Source organism: Actinomadura sp. NPDC049382 (genome assembly GCF_040677125.1).
Taxonomy (GTDB): Bacteria; Actinomycetota; Actinomycetes; order Streptosporangiales; family Streptosporangiaceae; genus Spirillospora; species Spirillospora geliboluensis.
The window spans coordinates 20,613-43,770 of the sequence record NZ_JBFARO010000065.1 but is presented as its reverse complement, the minus strand read 5'-3'; the positions used below and the strand labels follow the sequence as shown (position 1 = coordinate 43,770).

Sequence of the window (23,158 nt, the reverse complement as noted above, 5' to 3'; positions counted from 1 at the left end):
CGCTCAGGCCGCTGCGCGGCCCCCCGCCAGGCCGCCCCGTGCGTGCGGCGTGGGCGCCGGTCACCGGACGGCCGCGCCGGGCCGCGCATCGCGACGCGTCCGCCGACCCACCCCGGCCGGCCGCCACGGGGTCGCGCCGCCACCCATCGCCCCGTGCGGACATCACCGCTTCGAAAACCTGGCTTCCAGGTGACATCCGATGGCTTTTTTTTGAGAGGTCCCGGCACTGGCCGTGATGGCCACGCAAGCACCTGCCAGGCCACTCGCGCCGAGGAGAGCCGCAAACTGCTCCCAAGTTGGTGCACCCGCATACCCGGCCGCCGCTGACAAAGCTGTGCCTATGGAAGTGAGCACAGCCAGGAAAGCCGCAGGCCAGCGGTTCGCGCCCTGCCGCTTCGGTGACTGCTGCTCTGCCATGACATCAACTCCAGGGCCGGGCACAAGAGACCCGGACATGTGCACTCTAAATCTACGACGTCCGTTCCTCCAGTGCCGTTCCCGCGGAGCTGCAGTGCCTCCGGCGGGGGCCTCTGACTCTGGGAAGCTCAGCTCGTCCCGTGACGGTTGTTGGTGGCTTGGGGATGCCTGAGCTTCCCGTCTGCCGTCGCCCCGATCGGAGATCTACCAGACCAGGGCCAGGGCGTGAAGGTCGTTCGTCCAGTTGGGCGCTCCACCTTCACGCCCTGGCCCTGGCCCGGCAGCGCGGAGCGCGGGACGACGGCAGACGGGAAGCTCAGGCGGGGCGTGGTGTGCGTTCGGCACGGCGCCAAGTGTGCAGGTCGTACGCGTGAGCAGCGGGCCATAAGCGGGCCATTAAGGACGGTGATCAAGTGGCAACAGCGGTCACTTGTGGACCATCGATTGCCCAGGTCAGAGCCCCGATCGGGGGTGATCTCGCAGATTTGCAAGCCGGGTGTCAGGGGTTCGAATCCCCTAGGCTCCACCAGCCAAAAGCCCAGGTCAGAACCGAAGTTCCGACCTGGGCTCTTGCGTCTCACGACCTCTTCTTCCGCTTCCGTGCCCGTTGCGTGCCCGATCGCTTCTTCCCCTTGAGTTCGGCCTTGGCCAGCGCACTCAAGGTGTCGGCGATCTCCCGGTGCCGCTCGTCCGTCGCGTGCAGGTAGATCATGGCCGCGCGGTCGCTGGCATGGCCCATGCGTTCCTTGAGTTCTGGGAGCGTCGCCCCAGCGATCGCGGCGAGGGTGTTCCCCGTGTGCCGCAGGTCGTGGAAGCGCACACCCTCGAGCCCCGCCTTGTCCAAGGCCCGCACCCAGTTGCGCCGGAGTTCGCCCGCCGGAGCAGCGCGCCTTTACCGCCGACGAAGATGAGCCCTTTGTCGCCGTCATGGGCGAACGTCTTGACGTGCTCCTTCAGTTCAGGGAGCACGATTGCCGGAATCGGAACCGTCCGCGCGCCCGCCTCAGTCTTCGGAGGCCCGAAGTGGAGAGGCTTACCCGTCACCTCCACCAACGTCCGCTCAACTCTCACGGTGCGAGCCTTGAGATCGACGTCCTTTCGTCGCAGCGCCACGGCCTCACCCCAACGCAGGTTCGTGAAGGTCGCGAGCAGGACGAGCGCCCGGTAACGATGGTCGATCGCCTCGGCCAGTGCGAACACTTCGGAGATGCTCAGGACGGGCCGCTCTGGCGAGTTCTCGGCCCCGCCACCCTAGACCGTGCAGGGGTTCCGCTTGATCATGCCGTCACTCACCGCCGTGTTCATGATGGCCTTGAGCAGCCGATACGCCTTGGCCACCGCGACGCCTCCGCCCCGTCCGCCAAGCGCCGGCGGTCACGGGGGCCGCGCCGCCGCACACGAGCATCGCCAGAGCAGCGGCCTTGTACTCCGCACCACCTATCGCCATCGTGTGACACATGGCCCAAGAAGATCGCCAACGCCGACCGCGCGAACTGCGTGACGCAGAGGAAGAGACGTTCACGGGTGTTCTCCGACGCATGACACGACGTCCGCCCCTAGCGATCAAAGTAGGCATCGTCATGGCGACCACCACAGCGATCGGAGTGGCCGTCTTTGACTCATCACTCGAAGCTGCCCCCGGGTTTCTCATCGGGGTCCCTTGGATGGCATGGCTGATCCATCGACATCGGTAGCAAAATCTCCGGTGAGTGCTTCCCCAACCGAGAGCCTCTGGCGGGGGCACACGGTCGCCGCGGGGTTGAGGTAGGAAGCCCGAGCAAGAGGCCGTGTCATTCGTGAGGTCAGCTATGCGGGTCTTCCTGCTTCTGGGCCAGAGGGGCAGATCGGTGCTTGCCTCGATCCCTTGCCTTCCAGAGCGGCCGTGTCTTCAGCATGATCGACGTCAGCCAAAGCAGCGCGCTGATTGTCATCGTCAGGGACGATGCCGGCGTAAAGGGCACACTCAAAAAGACGATCATGCTGAAAAAGAACAAGAACCACAAGCCGGCAATGATCTGGAGCAGGGGTTCCGGAAGCTTCCCGCGGGTCCAGACGAGCCTCGACCTGTACAGCTTCAGCACGCCCGCAACAACCGCCACCGCCCCGATTACCCCTGTCAAGGCGATTTGCAGACCAGCCCACATCGCGGACCTCCCTGAGCTCCCACAAGAGTAACGTGCCCGTTGCGTGCCCGATGTGAGGGGGCGACGGGGACTCGCAGTCATTTGCGGAGTGATGCGCCGAGTATGCCCAGGTCAGGGGATCGGCAGGTCAGCGGCGGTGCTGGTGATCGTTGATCTAGGGAAGTGACTTCCCAAGCTGACAGCACCGACCCGAGGAACCGTGATCCGGAACATATGCGGAACGGTGGAGTAGGGGACGAGGGCGAGCGACCGCCCGCACACAGGTCAGACGGGGTCGCGAGGTCGATCAGATACGCGCCCTCCGGAGCCGTGTGCCTACTCACGAAGGCCGAACCCCTAATCAGCGCTAGCGATTTACGGGCCGGGACTGCGCGTCAAGTGGTGCCAGTCATGGTTGCAACCCTCCGTGCAGTAGCGTGCCCGACGCCGCTCATCAGCGATGCTCAGCAGTGCGACAAGCAACCGGAACGACTTAAGTCGTTCATCTTCGGGCAAGTTAACGATCTTCGCGAGCTGTCCTCTCAGCTGGCCGCGTCTGATCAGCACGGCCGGAGTGTGAGTCGGCCGGATGCCAGCGCGGCGAATGCTCTCCTCGGCGTCATCGCTGGTCGCGCCAGCTTGTGTGCAGAACGCAGCGAGCTTCCATAGGGCGTTGTACTGCCGCTCACTCGTCAAGGCTTTGAACCAGGCGATGCCATCGGCAGCCGGCCGGAGTCCTTGGGCGAGTTCGTTAAGGACGACCGTAGTCTCGTCCATACCGACCACCTCCATGAGTCGTCCAGCCAGCCAAGGCTCGAGGCCCATCGAATCAGATCGCTTCCGTGCCCGTTGCGTGCCCGATCGCAGGGGGGAACCGCGGGGAATCACGGCCGCTCACGGGGACGTTCCCGAGATGCGTCAGGTCAGAACCAATGTTCCGACCTGGGCTTTTGTGTCTTACGATCTTCTCTTCCGCTTCCGTGCCCGGTCGTATGCCGGGCTTGCGTTCGGTCTTGGCGATCGCGCTCGGGGTGTCGGTGATCTCCTGATGCCGCTTGCCCGGCGGGTGTGGGCAGACCATGGCCGTGCGGTCACTCGCGTGGCCCATGCGTTGCTGAGTTCGGAGAGCGTGGCTCCGGCGATTGCGGACTTTCCCTGTGCGTTGCAGGTCGCGAACCGCACACCCTTGAACGCCAGCTTGTCCAAGGACGGTGTCCTGCTGCGCCGTAAGTCGCCCCCGGAGCAGTACACACTTGGCAGCGTGTGCGGCGGGCATGGCGCGGATGCGTTGCCTACGGGCCTTCCCCTCCGTCTTGCCGGTGGGATGATCGACACTGTGGGTGTTCTGCAGTGGATCATTCAAGCTGTTGGGACGATCGCTGGGATCGTCCTGTATCGGCTCTATGTCCGAGATCATGGATGGGCTGGATGGATCCTGATCGCCCTCTACGTCCTGCTTCTCTTTGGTTTGGTTGTGGCTACTCTCGGCTCACTGCTCGCCGGGGAGTATTGGTTCTTCCTTCCGCTGCTGGGAGTCACCGGGCTATGGGCGTTCGTGGTTTGGAAGGCTCTGGCGGGTTTCCGGAAGTAACGCGCGGCCCGCGAGGCGCGTGTGGCGCATGGCCTGTTCGCCTGTGAGCCATTGGGCGCCGAGTGCGGGCGCGCCCTCGGGGACTCGCGTCCGCAGATGTTCCCTGGAGGGAGCGTGCACGGAGCACGCGGCCAGGGATGTATCCGCGTTTCTGCTACGTCGGCTCAGGGGTGTGCTTGGCGTGATTTGCGGGCGAGGTGGAGGTCGCGGGACAGGTGTGCGCGTCGTAGGCCGTGGGAGCGTAGGTAGCGGAGGTCCTCGGTGGTGTCGTACATGAGCTGGACGTGGAAGTAGTTCACGTACTCGAGCACCGCGAACAGGCCGAAGGCCAGCCCCGGCCAGCTGCCCGCTCCCGGAACGGTGACCACTCTTCCGACTAGGAATGACACCCCGGCCGCAAGGAGCACCGCAATGGCGATACGGGCTATCGCGAAGGCGCCAGCGCCGGGCAGGGTCCTGCTGGGAGTCGAGAGCTGCCGGAGTTTAGCCGACCAGTATGCGGCCCCGACCAGGAGGAGGGCCGCGAACATCGCGAAGCCCGTTAGGTTCGTCGCTGTCATCGGTAGTCCGATAACGCCGAACCAGACCGCGGCCTGCAACGGAAGGTTGAACAGCTCCAGCCAAGCCAGAGAGCGCAGCCGTCGACGGACCCAGGAAGCGGAACGGTGATCCAATCCGGGGCCTATCTCAGCTCGGGAGCACGAGGTTTCCGTGGACGCCACGTACCAGGATTCGGAGCGTGTGGGGAGCGGGGCACGATGACGCAGATGAGGGGCGAGGCGTGGCGCGGGTGTTTCTCGCCGCTCCCCCTTCAGCGCTCGGCTGCTGGTGGGGCGGGTGGACGACGGCGTAAAGGAGTGTTGAGGGTCAGTGTCGGCCTAGGACGCAGAATTCGTTGCCTTCTGTGTCGGCCATGACCGTCCACGGGACTTTGCCCTGGCCCAGGTCGATGTCGGTGGCGCCGAGCGTGCGGAGTCGGGCTACCTCGGCTTCCTTGGCGTCAATGGGCTCTGGGAACAGGTCGACGTGGATGCGGTTCCACCATGCCCTCTCGTCGGGCTTGCGCAGGAACTCCAGGTAGGGGCCGGTGCCCTCGGCCGAGCGCAGCACTGAGTGGTCGTCGGTGACCTCGAGCAGGGTCCAGTTCAGTGCCTCGTCCCAGAACTGGGCCATGGCACGCGGGTCCGCGCAGTCGACAACTACGGCGGCGATCGGTCCGGTGTCCCGGGTGGATTCGCGGGGCTCCAGCACGCAGAAGACGTTGCCTTCCGGGTCAGCCAGCACCGTCCAGGGGACGTCGCCCTGGCCGACGTCCGCGGGTGTCGCGCCGAGGTCCTTCAAGCGCGCGACCATCTCCGCCTGGTGGGCCTCAGAGGTGGTGGCGAGGTCGAGGTGCACGCGGTACTTCACCGTTTCGGGGTCCGGAACGGCGACGAGATCGATGTAGAAGGCGGCGGGGTCTGGCCACTTGAAGCCCTTGGGCTCGAGGTTGGTGACACCGGGACCCTCGCTGGAGAGGTCCCAGTCGAGCGCCTCCGCCCAGAACTGGCCGAGGGCCGAGTCGTCCCCAGCCTTGAAGTTCACCTGTACGAGTCGCAGTGCCATGCCGCTGATCATAAGGCCGTCACGGAGTGAACCACATGGTCAAGCACGTCGCACTCCCCGTCGGCCCGCTGCTGGACGGCTCGCTCGGTGATGACCCGCTTGCCCTCGAACCGGCTGCACTCCAGGGCGGAATCCTGATCGGCTACGCCCGGGTGTCGACCGACGGGTTGAGGAGAGCCGTCCCGGCGTGAACCACCGGTCGGGGGGACGAGCGGCTTTGAGCGCCCGGCCCGGGCTGTTGGCTCATTGCCGGTGCGGAAGGTCCCAGAGATGGAGAGCGGTCTGATCCTTGGAGACCGTGTACCAGGCGTCTTTTCCTGCCGACAAGGGAGACCCCGAGACGGGGAAGGGGTAGGCGACTGATCCGCGTAGGGCCATTGTGCGTGGGTCGACGAGCCAGTGGCGGGGGACCTCCGCGTAGTACTCGGTGCCGACCACGGCGATGTCGTCGTACGGGAACGCCGCTTCGAAGTCCCAGCGAACACGGTCGTCTCCCGAAGGAGGGGGTACGGCATCCTGGGCGTTCAGTCGCCGCAGTTCCGTGCCGTCTTCCGCCTGGTGGAGATAGAGGGCCCACTGCCCCGTATCCGTCGTCAGGAAGTGCTCCCCGGAGGGACTCACCGCGAGAAAGACCTCCTCGACGAATCGCTGGACGGTGAGCTGCGTACCATCCCAGCGTCCCCACAGCACGGGCGAACTCTCCTCGCCCTCCGCGATGGACAGCCCCATGTACGCCGGATCGGGGTGAGGAAAGTGGAAGGAGCCCGATCCCACGGTCATCGTCGGGACCCGGGCCAGCAGCGAGCCGTCGCTGGCGTCGAGGATCAGCCATTCCTCCCCGGTGTCTTGCCCCGCGTGGCTGCGGACGTGAGCCCACAGGACCTTGCCGTCGGAGGAGAAAGCGGCCGAGCCGCTGTCGGCGTGGCCGTGGTGGTAATCGTCGGCGTACTCGGAGAACGAGGCATGGGCCGTCGTGCACACGGCGGCGGACCAGCAACCGTGGCGGATCTCCCACAGCACGGTCCCGGTCGTATCCACGGCCCGCAAGGCGTGCACGCCGGCGAACACGGCGACATCCCCGGCGGGAGAGACCGCCACTGAGCCGTACCGGCGAGGCCATGGCGCGGGAAAGCGGGTCTCCGCCCCCGCCCCCTCCAGGTCGCGGACGGCCAGTTCGGTGTCCCCGCGCTGCACCAGCAGCCTGCGCCCCAGCCAGTGCAGTACCCGTGGGCCGTCCGCCGAGGCGGGGTCGAGGGGAGCGGCGGCGGTGGCCAGGAGACGGGCGGCTCCCTCACGGGTGGCATTGGGCGTCACAGCCGCATGCTTTCACAGGGGGCGGTCGGCTTCGCTGGGGCGCCTGGGAACTCTTCGGCGGGGACTGACGGTGGTGGGCGTGGAAGACGCTTGGCCGGCTTTCTGGCCTGACGGGCGCCGACATCTGGCCCCCCGGAAAGCGACATTCTCGAATACGAGGGCGACACCCGGAACTGGTTCAACATCTACTGGAACGCGTCCGGCGGCTGGTCCAGCACCATCGTCAACGTTCCCAGCCCCGGCTCCTGGGGCGGCCGCCACCGCGGACACCTACTACCGAGCCGCAACCTCCACGTAGGCCGCATCCGAACCTGGTGATCACTTGCCGCGACGACGACGGGTCTCGTCCGTCCAGGACAAATCCCCTCCACCGTGCCCTTGCGAGCCCCGGTCCCAGGCACGCATGTCGCGACGGTTCTCACGCATCTCCCGCGTCAATGCCGCACCGCCTTGAAACCGTCGCCCTCGCCGACGGAGGCGGTAATCGAAGACCAACGCGAAGCCGAACAGCACGACGAAGAAGCCAAGCACAAACCACCACATGCACCCACCCTCGCCCACCCAGCCGGGCGTAACAATGGAGCCTTACACAAACCCCGAGCAGAGCTCCTGCCTCAGCCTCCCGGCGGCCCTGCCGCCAGATCCTCTCCCGGGTCGGCGCAGGGCGGTTGGCGGATTGAGCCGGTGCGCCTGGACGGCGTCGATCAGCTGCGCGTCCCCTGCTACCAGCTGTGGGCTCGCATCTCCTTTCAGGCCCTTGGGGCCGTTTTGGCCGGGGTGCGTTCGCGGTTCCAGAGGGAGCGGTAGAGGCCCGGGCGGGAGATGAGGTCGCTGTGGGTGCCGCGGTCGGCGACGCGGCCCTCGTCGAGGACGATGATCTCGTCGACGGCGTCCAGGCCGGTGAGGCGGTGGGTGACGAGGAGGGTCGTCCGGCCTTCGGTGGCGGTCAGGAGGTCGGCGGTGAGCTCGTCGGCGGTCGCGATGTCCAGGTGTTCCGCGGGCTCGTCGAGCAGGAGGATCGGGAAGTCGGCGAGGAGGGCGCGGGCCAAGGCGATGCGCTGGCGCTGGCCACCGGAGACTTGAGCGCCGTGCTCACCGACGTAGGTGTCGAGCCCCTGTGGCAGGGAGTCGACCCAGTCGAGGATGCGGGCGCGGCGTAGGGCGTCGCGTATCTCGGCCTCGGTCGCCGTGGGGCGGGCCAAGCGGATGTTGGCTCCGATGGTGGAGTCGAACAGGTGCGCGTCCTGGGCGCATAGGCCGATGACTGTTCTGGTGTGGTCGCTATTGAGCGCGCCTAGGTCGACGCCGTTCAGGGTTGCCTTGCCTGAAGCGGGCTCCAAGAAGCGCAGGAGGACGGAGGTAAGGGTCGTCTTGCCCGAGCCTGACGGCCCCACGATCGCGCAACGGCGGCCTGGTGTCAGGTCCAGGGAGATGCCGTCGAGGGCGTAGGGGGCGGTCGGTGTCCACCGGGCCCGGAGGTTCTCGACCTTGAGCGTGTAGGGGGACGCCGGGAGCGGTGCGGGGTCGGCCGGGTCCTGGACGGGCGGTTCCGCGTCCAGCACGGCGAAGATCCGTGCGGCGGAGCGGCGGACGCGCTCCAGGTACTGGGCGGCCATCGGGAGTCCGGCGACGACCTCGAACGCGGCCAGCGGGAGCAGGACGATCACCGCGAGCAGCACCCCGTCGAGCGCGCCCGAGCGGACGGCCGGGACGCCGGCGGCGAGGGTGGCCCAGACCGCGAGGCCGGCGGCGAGGGCGGAGATGGCGGCGCCGAGGCCGGCGGTGGCGGCGGAGCGGGCGGTGGCGCGGGTGAAGTCGCGGTCCAGGCGGGCCGCCTCGGCGAGCTGGGCGGGTGCCGCGCCGTAGGCGATGAGTTCGGGGGCGCCCTGGAGGGTGTCGACGATGTGGGAGGTCAGTTCGCCGCGCAGGTCGGTCGTCCGGCGTTCGGCCCGGCGCGCCATGACGGACGACAGCCAGGGCGCGACGACTCCGGCGACCAGCAGGGCGACCAGGAGGATGAGGCCGGCGGACGGCAGCAGCGCCCAGGCGACGCCCACCGAGGCCCCGCCGACGACGGCGGCGACCGTGCACGGCAGCAGGACGCGGAGGAACAGGTCCTGGACGGCGTCGACGTCCGCGACGAGCCGGTTCAGGAGGTCGCCGCTGCGGAACGCGGGCAGCCCGCCGGGCGCGAGCCGCTCCAGCCGTTCGTACACGCGCGCGCGCAGGTCGGCCAGGATGCGGAACGTCGCATCATGCCCGATGAGACGTTCGAGGTAGCGGAACACGCCGCGTCCCAGCCCGAACGCGCGGACGGCCACGATCGCGACCATCAGCATCAGGACGGGCGGGTGCTGCGCCGCGCGGGAGATGAGCCACGCGGAGGTGGCCATCAGGGCGACTCCGCTGCCGAGCGCGATGGCGCCGAACAGGACGGCGAGGAGGAGCCGCCCCCTGGCGGGCCGGGCGAACGCGATGAGCCGCAGGATCATGCCGCCTCCTCTCCGCCGCGAGGTTTCACGTGAATCATGCGCCACAGGGGTCATGCCGTCACCGCCGTGGGGGCGAGGGTGATCACGCGGTCGGCCAGGGTGGTCAGGGCCGGCCGGTGCGCGACGAGGAGGACGGTGCGGCCGGCCTTCAGGCGCTCGACGGCGTCGATGACCGCGGCCTCGCTCTCCACGTCCAGGTTCGAGGTCGGCTCGTCCAGCAGCAGGAGCGGCGCGTCGCGGAGGAAGGCGCGGGCCAGGGCGAGGCGCTGCCGCTGGCCGGCGGACAGCCCGGCGCCCCGCTCGCCGAGCGGGGTGTCGAAGCCCGCGGGGAGCGCCTCGATGAACTCCAGCGCGTTCGCGGCCTCGGCGGCGGCCCGCACCGACGCCATGGACGCCGACGGGCGGCCCAGCCGGATGTTCTCGGCGACCGTCCCGGCGAACAGGTGCGGACGCTGCGGGACCCAGGCGATCTGGGCCCGCCAGGCGTCCGGGGAGAACTCGGCGAGGTCGTCCCAGTCGGCCAGGACGCGGCCGGAGTCGGGCTGGACGAACCCGAGCAGCACCGACAGCACGGTCGACTTCCCGGCGCCGCTCGGCCCGACCAGGGCGACGGTCTCCCCGGGGTGGACGGTCAGGGAGAAGTCCGAGAGCGCGGGCCCCCGGTCGTAGGCGACCGTGACGCCCTCCAGCCGGAGGGTCGCGCGGGAGAGGTCGGGGACGTCGGTCCGGTCGCCCGTGGCGGGCAGCGGCGTCTCCAGCACCTCGAAGACGCGGGCGGCGGCGGTGAGGCCCTCGACGCTCGCGTGGTACTGCGCGCCGACCTGCCGCAGCGGGAGGTACGCCTCCGGCGCGAGGATCAGCACGAGCAGCGCGGTCTCCAGCCCGAGCCCGCCCTCGACGAGCCGCAGCCCGATCGAGACGGCGACGAGCGCGACCGACAGCGTGGACAGCAGTTCCAGGACGAGCGCCGACAGGAACGCGATCCGCAGCGTGGACATGGTGGCGCGCCGGTGCCGGTCGGTGACGTCGCGGATCCGGTCCGCCTGCGCCCGCGCCCGGCCGAAGATCTTCAGCGTGGGCAGCCCGGCGACGACGTCGAGGAAGTGGGCGGCGAGGACGGACAGCGTCCGCCACTGCCGGTCCATCTTCTTCTGGGTGGTGAGCCCGACGAGGATCGCGAAGACGGGGATGAGCGGCAGCGTCGCCGCGATCGTCACGGCCGACAGCCAGTCGCCGAGCAGGATCCGGAACCCGACGGCGGCCGGGACGATCACCGCGAGCACGAGCTGCGGCAGGTAGCGGGAGAAGTAGTCGTCGAGCGCGTCGATCCCGCGGGTGGCGAGGGTGGCGAGCTCGCCGCTGCGCTCGCCGGACAGCCAGCGCGGGCCGAGGCCGACCGCGCGGGCGAGGAGCCGTCCGCGCAGCTGCGACTTGACCGCGGCGGACGAGCGGTGCGCGGCGACCTCCTGCAGCCAGGCGACGAGCGTCCGGCCGAGGACGACGGCCAGCAGGAGCAGCAGCGGCGTCCGCAGGTCGGCGAGGGCCGCGCCGTGCAGGAACGCGCCGTCGAGCATGTCGGCGAGCAGCGTCGCCTGCGCGATGATCAGCCCGGCGGTGGCGGTGCCGAGCGCCACGGACGACAGCAGGAAGACCCGTGTCGTCCGGGCGTATCTCAGCAGCCGGGGGTCGAGGGGTTTCACCGCACGGCCTCGGGCTTCTTGGGCGCGGCGGGGATGTGGGACGTGCCGATCCGCTTGCGGAACACCCAGTACGTCCAGCCCTGGTAGATCATCACGATCGGGGTGAACACCACCGCGACCCAGGTCATGATCTTCAGGGTGTAACCGGTCGAGGCGGCGTTCTCGGTGGTCAGGCCGCCGGACTCCAGGGTGGACGGCATGACGTCCGGGAACAGCGCGGTGAACAGGGTCGCGACGGCGAGCACGATCGCGGCGCCGGTGCCGATGAACGCCCAGCCCTCGCGCCCGGCCCGGTTGGCGAGGGCGGCGAGCACCAGCGCGGCGGCGGCGCCCGCGGCGGTCAGCCAGGTCACCGGCTTGCCGTGCTGCACCTGCGTGATCAGCAGGAAGGCGCCGCCGGTGACGATGGCGGCGACGACCGCGAGTTCGGCGATGCGCCGCGCCCGGTAGCGGATGCTCCCGGACGTCTTCAGCGCCAGGAACACCGCCCCGTGCAGGACGAACAGGATCGTCGTGGTGAGCCCGCCGAGCAGCGCGTACGGGTTCAGCAGGTCGGCGAGCGTCCCGACGTACTCGTGGTCGGCGTCCAGCGGCACGCCCCGGACGATGTTCGCGAACGCGACGCCCCACAGGAACGCGGGCACGAGGCTGCCCCAGAAGATCGCCTTGTCCCAGCGGGACCGCCACCGCGCGTCGTCCTTCTTGCCGCGGTACTCGAACGCCACGCCGCGGATGATCAGCGCCAGCAGGATCAGCAGCAGCGGCAGGTAGAAGCCGCTGAACAGGGTGGCGTACCACTCGGGGAACGCGGCGAACATGGCGGCGCCGGCGACGATGAACCAGACCTCGTTGCCGTCCCAGACGGGTCCGATGGTGTTGATGACGACGCGGCGCTCGACGTCGTCGCGGCCGAGGGCGGGCAGCAGCATCCCGACGCCGAAGTCGAACCCCTCCAGGAAGAAGTAGCTCGTCCACAGGAAGGCGATGATGATGAACCAGACGGTGGTGAGTTCCATGGCCGGCTCCCTCAGTAGGCGAACGCGAGCGAGCGCTCGGCGTCGGGGTCGGAGTCGTCGTCGTCGGACGGCGGCGGGGGCAGCACCTCGTCCTCCGACGGCGGCCCGGCCTTGGCGTACTTGAGCATCAGCCCGGCCTCGATGACCATGAGGACGGCGTACAGCGCGGTCAGGGAGACGACGGAGATGAGCATCGACGTCGGCGACACGCCGGGCGAGACGCTCGCGCTCGTCTTCAGCACCCCGAACACCGACCAGGGCTGGCGGCCCATCTCGGTGAAGATCCAGCCGGCGGAGTTGCCGATGAAGGGGAGCGCCAGCGACAGCACGCCGATCCGGTACACCCACGGGTTGGACGGCAGCCGCCCGCGCCGCAGCAGCCACAGCCCGGCGAGCGAGACCAGCGCGGTGAGCATGCCGACCCCGACCATGATCCGGAAGTTCCAGTAGGCGATCGGGATGTTCGGGCGGTAGTCGCCGGGCCCGTAGCGGGCCTCCTCGGCGGCCTGGACGTCGTTGATGCCCTTGACCTCGCCGTCGAAGGTGCCGGTGGCGAGGAACGACAGGATGCGCGGGACCTTGATCCCGAAGATCTCCTCGTTCCCGTCGAGCGTGCCGATGGTGATGACGGAGAACGACGCGGGCTGCTCGGTCTCGTAGAGGGCCTCGGCGGCGGCCATCTTCATCGGCTGCTGATCGGTCATGACCTTGCCCTGGAAGTCGCCGGTGATGGCGACGCCGATCGAGGCGATGGCCGTGACGACGAGGGCGAGCTTCAGCGACGGCCGGAAGACCTCGGTGTTCTTGCGGCGGGCGAGGTGCCAGGCGCTGACGCCGGCCATGAACATGCCGCCGGTGACGAACGCCGCCGTGATCGTGTGAGGGAACGCGACGAGCTGCGTCGAGTTGGTGAGGACGGCCCAGAAGTCGGTGAGGACGGCCCGTCCGGACTCCTCGTCGATGCGGTAGCCGACGGGGTGCTGCATCCACGAGTTCGCGGAGAGGATGAAGTACGCCGACAGCAGCGTCCCGACGTGGACGATCCAGATGCAGGCATTGTGGAGCTTGGCGTTCAGCCGGTCCCAGCCGAAGATCCACAGGCCGAGGAAGGTCGACTCGACGAAGAACGCGAGCAGGCCCTCGATGGCGAGCGGCGCCCCGAAGATGTCTCCGACGAAGCGGGAGTAGTCACTCCAGTTCATCCCGAACTGGAACTCCTGCACGATGCCGGTGACGATCCCCATCGCGAAGTTGATCAGGAAGAGCTTGCCCCAGAACTTGGTGGCGCGCAGGTATTTCGTCTTGCCCGTGCGCAGCCAGGCCGTTTCCAGGATGGCGACGAGCGCGGACAGCCCGATCGTCAGCGGGACGAAGAAGAAGTGGTAGACGGTGGTGATCCCGAACTGCCACCGTGCGATGTCGACCGAGTCCATGGCGCGTGATGCCTCTCCCGGGCTTCTACTACAAGCCGTAGTACTACTTCCCGTCAGACATACTACGGGCTGTAGTACTACGGCATGTCGTTACGTCCCTCACATGGGAAGGACGGCCCGGGGACCCGTCCAGGAGCGCCGTCCCGGACGGGTCTCGCCGCGCGTCATCGGCCGGGCACGCGGGCCCGCCGCCTCAGTAGTGGAAGGCCGAGGTCACCCTCGCGCCGGGCGCGCCCAGGTTGACGACGGACCCCGCGCCGGACGGGACGGCCCGGCAGAACGCGCCGCCGTAGCCGTCCGGGAAGACGAACAGTCCCCAGACGCTCAGCCAGTCCTCGACCGCGCCGGTCTCCGCGTTCAGCATCGGCTCCGGCACCGGGACGACGCGGCGCTGGACGATGTAGTCCCCCTTCAGGCACGCGGCGACCGTCTCGGCCCATTCCCGGTCGGTCTCGTCCCAGCCCGCGTGGATGCCCTGGCCCGACAGCCCCGCGAACGGCTTGAGGATCAGGTGCTCTCGTTCGGCGCGGACCTGGTCGGCCAGCTCCGGGGTGAGGGTCCGCGTCCACGGCAGGATCCGGTCGACCAGGGCGTTCTCGTCCGCGGTGAACTCGGCGCGCGCCTCGGGATCGGAGACCAGGGCCATGCAGCTCTTGTAGGAGAACATGGACGCCGTCATGGGGGTCCAGAGGACGACGTGGCCGTCCGCGTAGGCGCGCATGACGGTTTCGGCTGGCTCGTCGTTGCGCGGGTCCCGGGCGATCTGGTTGGCGGAGAAGTAGCGCAGGACGAGGTCGATCTGGCGGCCGTGCAGGTACAGCCGTCCGCCCCTGTCCTCCACCTGGCCGAGCTCGCCCAGAAGCAGTTCGATGCCGTACCGCTTCATGGTCTCTTGGAAGGAGCGGTGGAGGGAGTCGTACGCCGCCATGCCGCCGATCGCCTCCAGCGTCGCGACGACGGGCGCCTCCTTCCCCGTCGCCCGGACGAACTGGCGCGCGATGGCGGCCGGGGTGTCGACGGTGCCGAGCCCGTGCTCGCCGGCGAACTCCGCGAACCCCTCGTGGGCGAGCAGGGCGCGGTTGACCTCGCTGATGTCGACGCCGCCCAGCTCGCTGCCGAGGTTGAACTCCAGCAGCCGGAACCGGGACCCGTCGTCGTAGAGGTCGGCGCGCCCGTACAGGACCGGCTCCCCCTCGAACTGGGTCATGAGGGCGGTCCGGCGCGCGTCCGCGCCGATCGCCGCGCAGAACCGGCGGCGGTCGCCGTCGAACAGGCGCTCCGGCAGCGACGCCATCAGCCGGAACAGCCCGGCGAGGTCGTCGGCGGCCTGCCGCGTGCGGTCCTCGGGGGCGAAGAGGGGACGGGTCCCCAGGTACTTCCCCCAGGCCGCGCCGAACTGCGGCGGCAGGTCGACCTTGGAGACGACGTCGTGGAGGGGGCCGTCCTCGCAGGCGTCCAGGTACGCGCGGGTCACCTTCACGAGGCGCGCTCCACCGGGTCGACGACGAGCTCCCGCTCGATCTTGCGGATGGCCTCGCGGTCGGCGTAGATCTGCTCCGAGTCCTCGTGCGCGAGGATGATGTAGCCCATCGTCATGCTGGCGAACAGGTCGGTGCTGGCGTCCACGTGGTCGCCGGTGGTGACGAGGTGCACCGGCGAGTGGTAGCTCGGCAGGTCGCGGGCCTGGTCGTAGATCTCCGCGTTGCGGACGATCCCGGTCGAGTGCGACATCAGGAAGACCGCCATCACGTTGCGCCGCAGCGTGTAGCCGGGCGGCATCTGCGGGCCGAGGCCGCGGCACACGTCCACGATCCGGGTGACCTGGCTCTCCCCCGTCGCGATCTCCGTCACCGCCGGGTTCCCGGCGCCGGCCAGCCGCGCGTTGACCTCCAGCAGCCGGGGCCCGTCCGGGGTCATCATGATCTCGGTGTGCGCCGCCCAGTTGCGGAGGCCCACCGCGTCCAGGGCGGCGAGCCCGTAGTCGATCAGCTCGCCGTAGACGTCGGTGTCGTAGGGCAGCCACTCGACGCTGTCGTACACCGCGATGCCCTCGCCGAACGGCACCCGCTTGTACTTGATCATGTCGGTGATCGAGTGGCGGCCGTCGTGGCTGACGGTGTCGATGGCGAACTCGGTGCCCGTCATCATCTCCTGGACGAGCACCTCCTCGGCCAGCACGTCCAGTTTGTCCCGGGTGCCGAGCATCGCGGTGAACAGCTCGCGCCACCCCTCCCCGCCGGGCGCGCGGCTGACCCCGACGGTGCCGGCGCTGGTCGGCGGCTTGACGACGAGGTCCCGGCCGGCGAGCCCCTCCCGCTCGATCCAGGCGGCGACCTCCTCCGGGTCGGCCGTGGACACCTGGCGGGGGATCGGCAGCCCCGCCTTCGCGAGCTCCTGGTGCATCCGGTACTTGTGGCGCCGGGCGTCGACCAGCTCGGGGTCGTTGGAGAACGCGGGCGCGAGCGCGTCCGAGCACTCCTGCGCCAGCCGCAGCGCCGCCTCGACGCCGGGGATGACCGCGATCGGCTTCAGCGCGCCGAGCCGCGCGACCGTCTCCGCCATGTCGCCGTGGTGGTTGATGATGGCGTCGTAGTCGCCCGGGTTGTGCGAGGAGTGCAGCGGGGCCAGCGAAGGGCCCGTGTAGTCCATCACGGCCACCGGGCTGAACCCCGCCTCGCGCAGCGCGGGAGCGACCATCGCCGCCGAGGTGAAGGGCCGCACTACCGCCACGACTGGTCTGTCCATGATGTTCACCTTGTCTCTGGTTGATCCGTTGAGTTGTGCGGTCGGCCGCTGGACGTCCGTCAGTCACCGCCCTCCGCCGTGCCGGCGGTCGCCAGCTCCGGTTCGTCCGGCCCCTCCGGCGGACGCCGGCGCCCGAGCTTCGCGCCGGCCGCGACGAGCACGGCGGCGAGGAGCCCGAACGTCCCCGTCAGCGCCCACACCCCCGAGCCCCAGGCGTGCCACGCGGCGATCCCGATCATCGGGCCGACGGCGTAGCCGACCTGCTGCGGGATCGTCGCCGCGGCGATGTAGTGGGCGCGCAGCTCCGGCGGCGCGACGAGACCGGGGTAGGCCATCATCGACGGCGCCGCGATGACCTCGCCGAACGTCCACACGACGGTCGCGAGCAGGAGCAGCGCGAGCGGCGTCGGCCCGGTGTAGAGCAGGTGGCCGGCGCCGAGGACGGCCATGCCGATCGTCATCGGCAGCCCGATCGGCAGCCGCTGGAGCCACTTGGACAGCAGCACCTCGAACGCGATGACGATGGCGCCGTTGACCGTCAGCAGGGTCGCGTACACCCGCTCGTCGTGGCCCGAGCCCGTCACGAACAGCGGCAGCGCGGCCGACGCCTGGATGTAGGCCACCGCCGTGAAGAACAGGCCGACGACGACGAGCATGAACCGCCGGTCGGCCAGCACCTGCCCGTACCCGGCGCGCCTGCCGTCGGACGCCCCGCCCGCGGCCTCCGGTTCGGCGTTGGACCGCAGCGCCGCGTAGGCGACGACGCCGAAGGCCAGCGACGTCGCCGCGTCCACGTAGAACAGGGCGCCGTAGGAGGCGTACGTCAGCAGCAGCGCGGCGCCCATCGGGCCGACCGTCGAACCGACGTTGAACGTCAGCCGCAGCACCGAGAAGACCATCACCTGCTGGTTCTTCGGCGTCAGCTCCACGATCCACGCCATCGAGGCGGGGCGGTACGCCTGGGCCGTCAGCCCGGCCCCGGCCGCGACGGCGGACGCGGTCCACACCTCCGGGACGTGCACGAGGGCCGCCGTGAGGACGGCCGTCCCGGCCATCGAGCCGACGATCACCGCGCGGTAGCCGATCCGGTCGGCGACGGCGCCGCCGACCGCGGAGCCGGAGATCCGGCCGACCATCAGCGCGGTCAGCACGATGCCGCTCTCCCAGGCGGTGAACCCCTCGTCGGTGAGGAACAGCACCAGGAACGCGTTCAGGAACGTGGCCAGGTTGCTGATCAGGGTGCCGATGATCAGGATCCGGACGGTCCCGTTCATCTCCCGCAGCGTGGCGAGGACGGTCGGGTGCTCGGCGTCGCTCACGGCGCGGGCTCCAGCCTGGTCCCCTCGAAGGTGAAGAACCGGCCCGCGTCGCCGATCGCGGCGGCGGTCTCCTCCAGGGTCGCGCCGACCGCGATCACGTAGCCGATGCGGGCCAGCCCGTGCGGGGGGCGCCGGACCCGGGTGCCCGGCTCCACCCCGACGGCGAGCTCCACCAGCGGCGGGCGCATCAGCTCGCGGTGCGCGGTGGCCGTGGTGACCTCCATGTCGTAGGGCGGGTAGGCGAACCTGATGGAGGCGGCGCGCCGCGGCTCGGGGAACGCGACGGCCGGGGCGCGCCCGGCGACCACGTCCGCCGCCGCGAGCGGGGCGTCCACGCCGGAGGTCAGCTGCCCCAGATGCGGGATCATCCCGCCGCCCAGCCGCGCGTTGATCTCGATGACGTGCCGAGCACCGTCCGGGGTCAGCTTGAACTCGATGTGGGTGAAGCCGTCGGTGAACCCGGCGGCGGCGTGGGCGCGGGACAGCGTGTCGCGGAACTCGGGGTCGGACAGCAGCGGGTCGTTCGCGTCGACGTCGTGGCCGATCTCCTCGAACGCCAGGTCGCCGCTGCCGCCGAGCACCTTGCGCGCCACGATCAGCGGCGTGCACTCGCCCTGGAACAGGACGCACTCGACGGAGACCTCCGGCCCCTCCAGGAACTCCTCGACGATCACGTAGTCGTCGAACTGGCGGATGCCGCCCATCCGCGTCCCGTCGGCGAGCGCGAACGCCGCGTCCAGGTCGTCCGGCCCCTCGGCCTTGCTGAGGCCGAGGCTGCCGCCCAGGTTCCGCGGTTTCACGATCAGCGGGTAGCCGACCTCGGCGGCGAACGCGCGGGCCTGCTCCAGGGACGACACGGCGCGCGACGCGGGCTGCGGCAGCCCCGCGTCCCGCAGCGCGGCGCGGGCGGCGGACTTGTCGCGGCACCGCGCCACCGCCCCCGGATCCAGGGCCGGGAACCCGAGCGCGGCGCTGAGGTGCGCGGACGTCTCGATGTAGACCTCGTCGTAGCAGAAGACCCCGGCGACGTCGTGGTCGCGGGCGACCTCGCGGGCCGCGGCCGTCAGCTTCTCCAGGTCGAGGCAGTCGACGACGGTGTGGCCGACGATGTAGGGGTCCTCCCAGGTGGCGGGGGTCGGGTTCAGCAGCCAGAGCCGGTACCGCGCCGACACCGACTCCAGGATGTACTGCCGGTAGACCCAGTAGCTGCTCGCGACCAGCAGGAGGAGCGGGCGGTCGTCGCCCGCCGGTGGATTGTGCGGCATGGGGACCTCGTTCAGGAGCGTCGGGGCGGGATCAGGAGAAGTAGTCCTCGAGCCCGCCGCGGCGGCGGATGTCGAGGGTGGCGCAGTGGAAGCCGCCGCCGAAGGTGTTGACCGTGCGGAACGGGACGGGGATGGGCGTGAAGCCCTCCTTCTCCAGCACCCGCAGCAGCTCGGTCTCGCCCGCCTCGACGAAGATCCGCTCCTGGTCGAGCATCAGCGTGTTCATCGCGATCCAGCGGCTGCAGAAGTACATGGTCTGGTCGGCGGGGATGGCCGGCTCGGGGCAGACCACGGTGTCCCAGCCGGCGAACATCTCCGGCAGCTCCCGCACCCGCTCCGGGTTGATCAGCACCCGGCCCGGCCGCAGCGGGACGAACGTCGCGTTGAGGTGCATCGGGTGGTCGTCGATGAACGCGACCTCGTGCACCCGGAACTCGTCGCCGAGCAGCCGGCGCGTCCACTCGATGCCGAACCGGTTGGTGACGTGGCTGCGCTGGACGAGGATGTCGCGGCCGAACCGCATGAAGTCGCCCGCGTCCACGATCGGCTCGAACTCGGTGATGACGGACGTCGCGTCCGGGAACGGGTCGTCCGGCGACGGGGTGTCCGGCTTGGCCGCCGCGTAGCCGGGGTTGTAGGACGCGTCGGTGAGCTGCGGCTTCGGGGCGGCGACCCAGCGCGCGCCGCGCCGGAAGTAGTCCTTGAAGATGGTCCGGAACGGGTGGGTCGCGAAGTAGTACGAGCGCCAGCCCATCGTCGCCTCGACGATCTGGTCGCCGGCGACGAGCGCGATGTCGCGGGGGAAGGTGTGCGACGACCCGCCGGTGGACGACCAGTCGGCCGTGCCGAACGGGCGGGACTGGTCGACCGGGTCGGGCCGCCGGACCGTCACCCCCTCGGCCTCCAGGACGGCGACGAACCCGTCGAGCTCCTCGCGGGCCGCCTCGACCTGGTCGGGCGGGAACCCGCCGCCCCCGTTGCGCCGGTAGAAGTCCCACGCCTCGGGCGGGACGGTCGCCTCGATCGCCGGATGCCACGGCGGGACGGCGGCGCCGTCGATGACGCCGACGATCACCTCTTCGAGCGGGTCCCACTCGTTGTAGGAGCCGACCGGGCTAGCGGGGGGCGTGGCGCTCTCAGTCATCGCGGGAGGTCCTTTCGATGGTCCGTACGGTCACGCGCGCCTCCGGGGAGGCGGCCTTCAGGCCGTGCAGCCGGCTCCGCGGCACCAGCAGGACGTCGCCCGCCCCGAGCCGGTGGGGGCGGTCGGTCGCCCACGCGTACACGTCCACGTCGCCGCTCGTGATCTCGACGAGGCGGTCGGACTCGTGCACGTCGGTGCAGAACGGGCTGTCCGGGCGCAGTGTGGTGGTGACGGCGTCGTCCAGCGCGGCGGACGCCAGCGCCGCGCCGGCCTCGGTGTGCTCGTCCAGGGTGTCGGCCCAGGCGATCTGGGCGCGGAAGTCGGCGTCGCCGAGGCGCAGCAGGAGCTTGGTGTCCTCGATGCCGCGCACCAGCTCGGGGATCACTAGCTCGCCGTGGGTGCGGGCCAGCCCGAGCAGCAGGTTCTCGTAGGTCATCCGCCCGTGGTGGACGTCGATGTGGGCGTGCTCGTCGCAGTACTTGGCGTCCACCCGGTCGCCGTAGACGGCGCGGAGCATCCGGCCGGTGTCGGCGAACCCCTGCGCGAACAGCCACTCCAGGTACGTCACCGCGGCCATGTAGCGGAACAGCCCGCGGTGGTCCTCGGTGAGCCAGTTGAAGTAGTTGACCCCGATCAGCGAGCTGGTGAGGTAGAAGTTCCAGTAGGCGTGCAGGTCGGTGCGCAGCCCGACGCTGGCCAGCATCTCCTTGAAGATCGTGCTGTGCTTCGCGCCGTAGAGGCCGTACCCGAACTCGTCGTTGAAGATCTTGAAGAGTTCGGACTGCTCGACGCCGTAGGAGCCGCCCAGGTTCCGCGCCATCGCGGACGCCTCGGTCAGCGCGTCCAGCGCGAGCTGGATCAGGTGCAGCGACGCCGCCTCCTCGGGGTGCCGGCACTCGGTGATGGCGCGCATGGTGCCGGTCATCGGCGCGGCGGCGTCCACCGCCGGGTTGACCCCGGACGCGTCGGCGGGCGCGCCGGCTCCGCCGACCTCGGCGAGGAAGTACTCCTGGAGCTCGTCGAGCGTCCGGACGGGCGGGACCTTCACGGCGTCGTCCAGGAAGGAGAAGGCGTACCGCTCCAGGTCCGGGCGGACGCTGTCGCGCAGCCGCCGCACCTCGTCGCCGTAGAACAGGTCGAAGTCGTCCTTGGCGGAGGCCAGCCCGGCGGCGGGCAGCAGGATCATGTCGCTCTCGTAGGCGTTGCACAGCAGCCGCCCGGCGATGAGCTGGCCGCGGCCGAGGAACCCGGCCTCGGTCGCGGGGACGGAGAAGTCGAGGCCGGCGACGTCCGGCGGGCCGACCGGCCGCCGGTACGGGTTGCCCTCGATGTAGACCTCCGGCCCGGGCCGGAAGATGCGCTGCGCGCAGTACGCCGCGAGGGCGTCCGTCGTGGCCGCGGTCATGACACCACCTCGAACTCGGCGTGGGCGAGCGGACGATCGGCAGGCTCCCCGGCGGGCGCGCCGGCGGCGACCTCGAAGCGCACGCACTCGCCGTCGTGCGCCGCGTCCAGCACCACGGGCTCGCCCGGCTGGACGCGCGGCGGGGCCGGCAGGCACTGGATCGCCTGCTTCCAGTGCGAGTCGCGGCCCGGCGGGTTCCCCACCGTGATCCCCGGCAGCAGCTCCATCTCGAACCAGAACACGACCGCGTGCAGCGTCCCCGCCGCCGTCGGGTGGATCCGGAGCCCGGTGCGGCGCGGGCGGGCGTCGGCGGTGCGGAAGTCGAAGTCGAACACCGTCACCGGCTCGGACAGGACGCGGTGCTCGTGCCGGTGCAGCCGCGAGTCGAAGTACTCCAGCGTCGACAGCCGGTTGAACGGCGCCAGGTCGAAGCCGTACAGCTTGCCCACGTGGTTCTTGCGGTGCAGCGCCTCGCTCTCGACGAGCTGCGCGACGATCCGGCCCCGCGACGGCATGATCGTCGCGTCCGGGGTGAGCAGGTGCTCGCGGGCGTGCGCGATCGTGCCGAGGATGCCCTCGCCGAGCAGCCCGCAGTCGACGATCTCGGTGACGAGCAGGCCGGCGCGCCGGGGCAGGTCCGCCGGGACGCTCATCCGGGTCGACATCTTCGAGACGACGGTGACCGCGTCGTCGTACCCGGCCGCGCGGACCACCCGCGCCGCGGTCTCGGCGACGGACGGCTGCCCCTCGCACGCCACGACCTGGCGGGCGCCGGCCCGCGCCGCCATCATGGCCAGCAGCCCCGACCCGGCGCCGATGTCCAGCACCAGCGCGTCCGGGTCGGCCGCCACCGCCTGCCGGATGGCCCGGTCGTACAGTTCGGCGCGCTCCTCGTCGTGCAGCATCTCCCAGTGCCAGCGGGGGACGGCGCGGCGCACCGCCCGGTTCCGGCCGATGAGGGCCTCCTCGTTGCCGTCGTCCACGCCGAGGATCAGCTCGAACGCCTTGACGGCGTCCTCGTAGCGTCCCTGGTGGTGCAGGTCGCGGCCCCAGTCGAGGAACGCGCCGAGCTCCAGCCCGGTACGCTCCTGCGGGCCGCGCGCGGCCGGGTCCGAATCGTGCGTCCTCGTCACGACGGTGCCTCCTCGGTTGTCACAGGTGTGTTCATCGGCCCGCGTCCAGGGCGGGCTGTGCGGGGTCGGCGGCGCGGGGGGCGGTTCCGGTGTCGGACGGGTCAGGCGGCAGGTTCGCGAGGATCTCCCGGTGGATGACCGAGACCGGCGCGTCGTCGTCGTCGGGGAGCACGATGACGGCCTCGTCCCCGCTGCGCACCATCGGCAGGCAGGTGCGCCGCACGGCGGCGACGCCGACCTTGGTGCCGTGCCAGGGGCAGCTCAGCCGCCGCCCGTCCGGGGTGAGGCGGGCCAGGCTCAGCGGCCCGCCGCGGTGCGGGCAGTAGTCGTGGACCAGCAGCGGCCGGCCGTCCGACCGGAGGACGAAGTAGCGGTCGTGGCCGACGAGCAGGGTGTTGTGTCGGCTCAGATCCATGACGATGACGCGGCCCATGGGCTCCTCGTGTCGGTCGGCCG

Annotated in this window: 20 protein-coding genes and 2 pseudogenes; 3 read left to right on the top strand and 19 right to left on the bottom strand. The window is 70.1% G+C overall.

Features of this window, described 5'->3' with window-relative positions; all coding sequences use genetic code 11:
* Window positions 1-994: 994 nt before the first annotated feature.
* Both AB0K34_RS29765 and AB0K34_RS29760 read right to left on the bottom strand, forming a co-directional pair.
* Window positions 995-1,273, bottom strand: a pseudogene (locus AB0K34_RS29765) (tyrosine-type recombinase/integrase); the annotation flags it as partial.
* A 53-nt stretch (window positions 1,274-1,326) separates the two neighbouring features.
* A pseudogene (locus tag AB0K34_RS29760) lies at window positions 1,327-1,617 on the bottom strand (site-specific integrase); the annotation flags it as partial.
* 693 nt (window positions 1,618-2,310) lie between these two features.
* Here AB0K34_RS29760 and AB0K34_RS29755 point away from each other — a divergent pair.
* Window positions 2,311-2,592, top strand: coding sequence for a hypothetical protein (locus AB0K34_RS29755; protein ID WP_171069067.1), 282 nt, complete (start codon window positions 2,311-2,313; stop codon window positions 2,590-2,592).
* Between the two features lie 323 nt (window positions 2,593-2,915).
* Here the strand turns inward: AB0K34_RS29755 and AB0K34_RS29750 are convergent, their stop codons facing one another.
* Window positions 2,916-3,317 (bottom strand): DUF5958 family protein, encoded by a 402-nt coding sequence (locus AB0K34_RS29750; RefSeq protein WP_138637493.1) that lies wholly within the window; start codon window positions 3,315-3,317, stop codon window positions 2,916-2,918.
* Window positions 3,318-3,453: 136 nt separating this feature from the next.
* Between AB0K34_RS29750 and AB0K34_RS29745 the strand changes: the two genes are divergently transcribed.
* Window positions 3,454-4,131, top strand: a complete 678-nt coding sequence (locus tag AB0K34_RS29745) for a hypothetical protein (protein WP_138637492.1) — start codon at window positions 3,454-3,456, stop codon at window positions 4,129-4,131.
* A 164-nt stretch (window positions 4,132-4,295) separates the two neighbouring features.
* Here AB0K34_RS29745 and AB0K34_RS29740 read toward each other — a convergent pair whose 3' ends face one another.
* Together AB0K34_RS29740 and AB0K34_RS29735 are read right to left on the bottom strand one after the other, a co-directional pair.
* Entirely contained in the window at window positions 4,296-4,499 is a 204-nt protein-coding gene (locus tag AB0K34_RS29740) for a hypothetical protein (RefSeq protein WP_240807760.1), read from the bottom strand.
* 499 nt (window positions 4,500-4,998) lie between these two features.
* The gene (locus AB0K34_RS29735; RefSeq protein WP_138637491.1) at window positions 4,999-5,736 is read right to left on the bottom strand and encodes a VOC family protein; all 738 of its coding nucleotides are present in this window, start codon (window positions 5,734-5,736) and stop codon (window positions 4,999-5,001) included.
* A 35-nt stretch (window positions 5,737-5,771) separates the two neighbouring features.
* Between AB0K34_RS29735 and AB0K34_RS29730 the strand changes: the two genes are divergently transcribed.
* Window positions 5,772-5,927 (top strand): hypothetical protein, encoded by a 156-nt coding sequence (locus tag AB0K34_RS29730; RefSeq protein ID WP_171069066.1) that lies wholly within the window; start codon window positions 5,772-5,774, stop codon window positions 5,925-5,927.
* Between the two features lie 52 nt (window positions 5,928-5,979).
* Here the strand turns inward: AB0K34_RS29730 and AB0K34_RS29725 are convergent, their stop codons facing one another.
* From AB0K34_RS29725 to AB0K34_RS29660, 14 genes are all read right to left on the bottom strand, one after another.
* Window positions 5,980-7,050, bottom strand: coding sequence for a hypothetical protein (locus tag AB0K34_RS29725; RefSeq protein WP_364552230.1), 1,071 nt, complete (start codon window positions 7,048-7,050; stop codon window positions 5,980-5,982).
* A gap of 318 nt (window positions 7,051-7,368) precedes the next feature.
* Window positions 7,369-7,593 carry a hypothetical protein gene (locus tag AB0K34_RS29720; protein WP_364552227.1) on the bottom strand — a complete coding sequence of 75 codons (225 nt, stop codon included), beginning with the start codon at window positions 7,591-7,593 and terminating at the stop codon, window positions 7,369-7,371.
* Window positions 7,594-7,799: 206 nt separating this feature from the next.
* Complete coding sequence (cydC, locus tag AB0K34_RS29715; RefSeq protein WP_364552224.1) at window positions 7,800-9,542, bottom strand: thiol reductant ABC exporter subunit CydC; 1,743 nt, start codon at window positions 9,540-9,542, stop codon at window positions 7,800-7,802.
* 50 nt (window positions 9,543-9,592) lie between these two features.
* On the bottom strand, window positions 9,593-11,242 hold the full coding sequence (cydD, locus tag AB0K34_RS29710; RefSeq protein WP_364552221.1) for a thiol reductant ABC exporter subunit CydD: 1,650 nt from the start codon (window positions 11,240-11,242) through the stop codon (window positions 9,593-9,595).
* A complete protein-coding gene (gene cydB, locus AB0K34_RS29705) occupies window positions 11,239-12,258 on the bottom strand; it encodes a cytochrome d ubiquinol oxidase subunit II (RefSeq protein ID WP_138637489.1) in 1,020 nt (339 codons plus the stop codon). Before cydB ends, cydD begins: the two co-directional genes overlap by 4 nt.
* An 11-nt stretch (window positions 12,259-12,269) precedes the next feature.
* Window positions 12,270-13,691: a cytochrome ubiquinol oxidase subunit I gene (locus AB0K34_RS29700; protein ID WP_364552218.1), complete on the bottom strand. Its 1,422-nt coding sequence runs from the start codon at window positions 13,689-13,691 to the stop codon at window positions 12,270-12,272.
* 193 nt (window positions 13,692-13,884) lie between these two features.
* Window positions 13,885-15,171, bottom strand: a complete 1,287-nt coding sequence (locus AB0K34_RS29695) for a hypothetical protein (protein ID WP_364552215.1) — start codon at window positions 15,169-15,171, stop codon at window positions 13,885-13,887.
* The gene (locus AB0K34_RS29690) at window positions 15,168-16,436 is read right to left on the bottom strand and encodes an ATP-grasp domain-containing protein (RefSeq protein WP_364552213.1); all 1,269 of its coding nucleotides are present in this window, start codon (window positions 16,434-16,436) and stop codon (window positions 15,168-15,170) included. The genes AB0K34_RS29695 and AB0K34_RS29690 overlap by 4 nt, the downstream gene beginning before the upstream one ends.
* A 59-nt stretch (window positions 16,437-16,495) precedes the next feature.
* A complete protein-coding gene (locus AB0K34_RS29685; protein ID WP_138637485.1) occupies window positions 16,496-17,755 on the bottom strand; it encodes an MFS transporter in 1,260 nt (419 codons plus the stop codon).
* Entirely contained in the window at window positions 17,752-19,020 is a 1,269-nt protein-coding gene (locus AB0K34_RS29680; protein WP_364552211.1) for an ATP-grasp domain-containing protein, read from the bottom strand. Before AB0K34_RS29680 ends, AB0K34_RS29685 begins: the two co-directional genes overlap by 4 nt.
* Before the next feature lie 31 nt (window positions 19,021-19,051).
* On the bottom strand, window positions 19,052-20,164 hold the full coding sequence (locus AB0K34_RS29675; protein WP_138637483.1) for an amidinotransferase: 1,113 nt from the start codon (window positions 20,162-20,164) through the stop codon (window positions 19,052-19,054).
* Window positions 20,157-21,569: an iron-containing redox enzyme family protein gene (locus AB0K34_RS29670; protein ID WP_138637482.1), complete on the bottom strand. Its 1,413-nt coding sequence runs from the start codon at window positions 21,567-21,569 to the stop codon at window positions 20,157-20,159. The genes AB0K34_RS29675 and AB0K34_RS29670 overlap by 8 nt, the downstream gene beginning before the upstream one ends.
* Window positions 21,566-22,702, bottom strand: coding sequence for a 50S ribosomal protein L11 methyltransferase (locus AB0K34_RS29665; protein WP_301174007.1), 1,137 nt, complete (start codon window positions 22,700-22,702; stop codon window positions 21,566-21,568). Before AB0K34_RS29665 ends, AB0K34_RS29670 begins: the two co-directional genes overlap by 4 nt.
* Window positions 22,703-22,733: 31 nt before the next feature.
* Complete coding sequence (locus AB0K34_RS29660) at window positions 22,734-23,135, bottom strand: Rieske (2Fe-2S) protein (RefSeq protein WP_301174008.1); 402 nt, start codon at window positions 23,133-23,135, stop codon at window positions 22,734-22,736.
* Window positions 23,136-23,158: the final 23 nt, after the last annotated feature.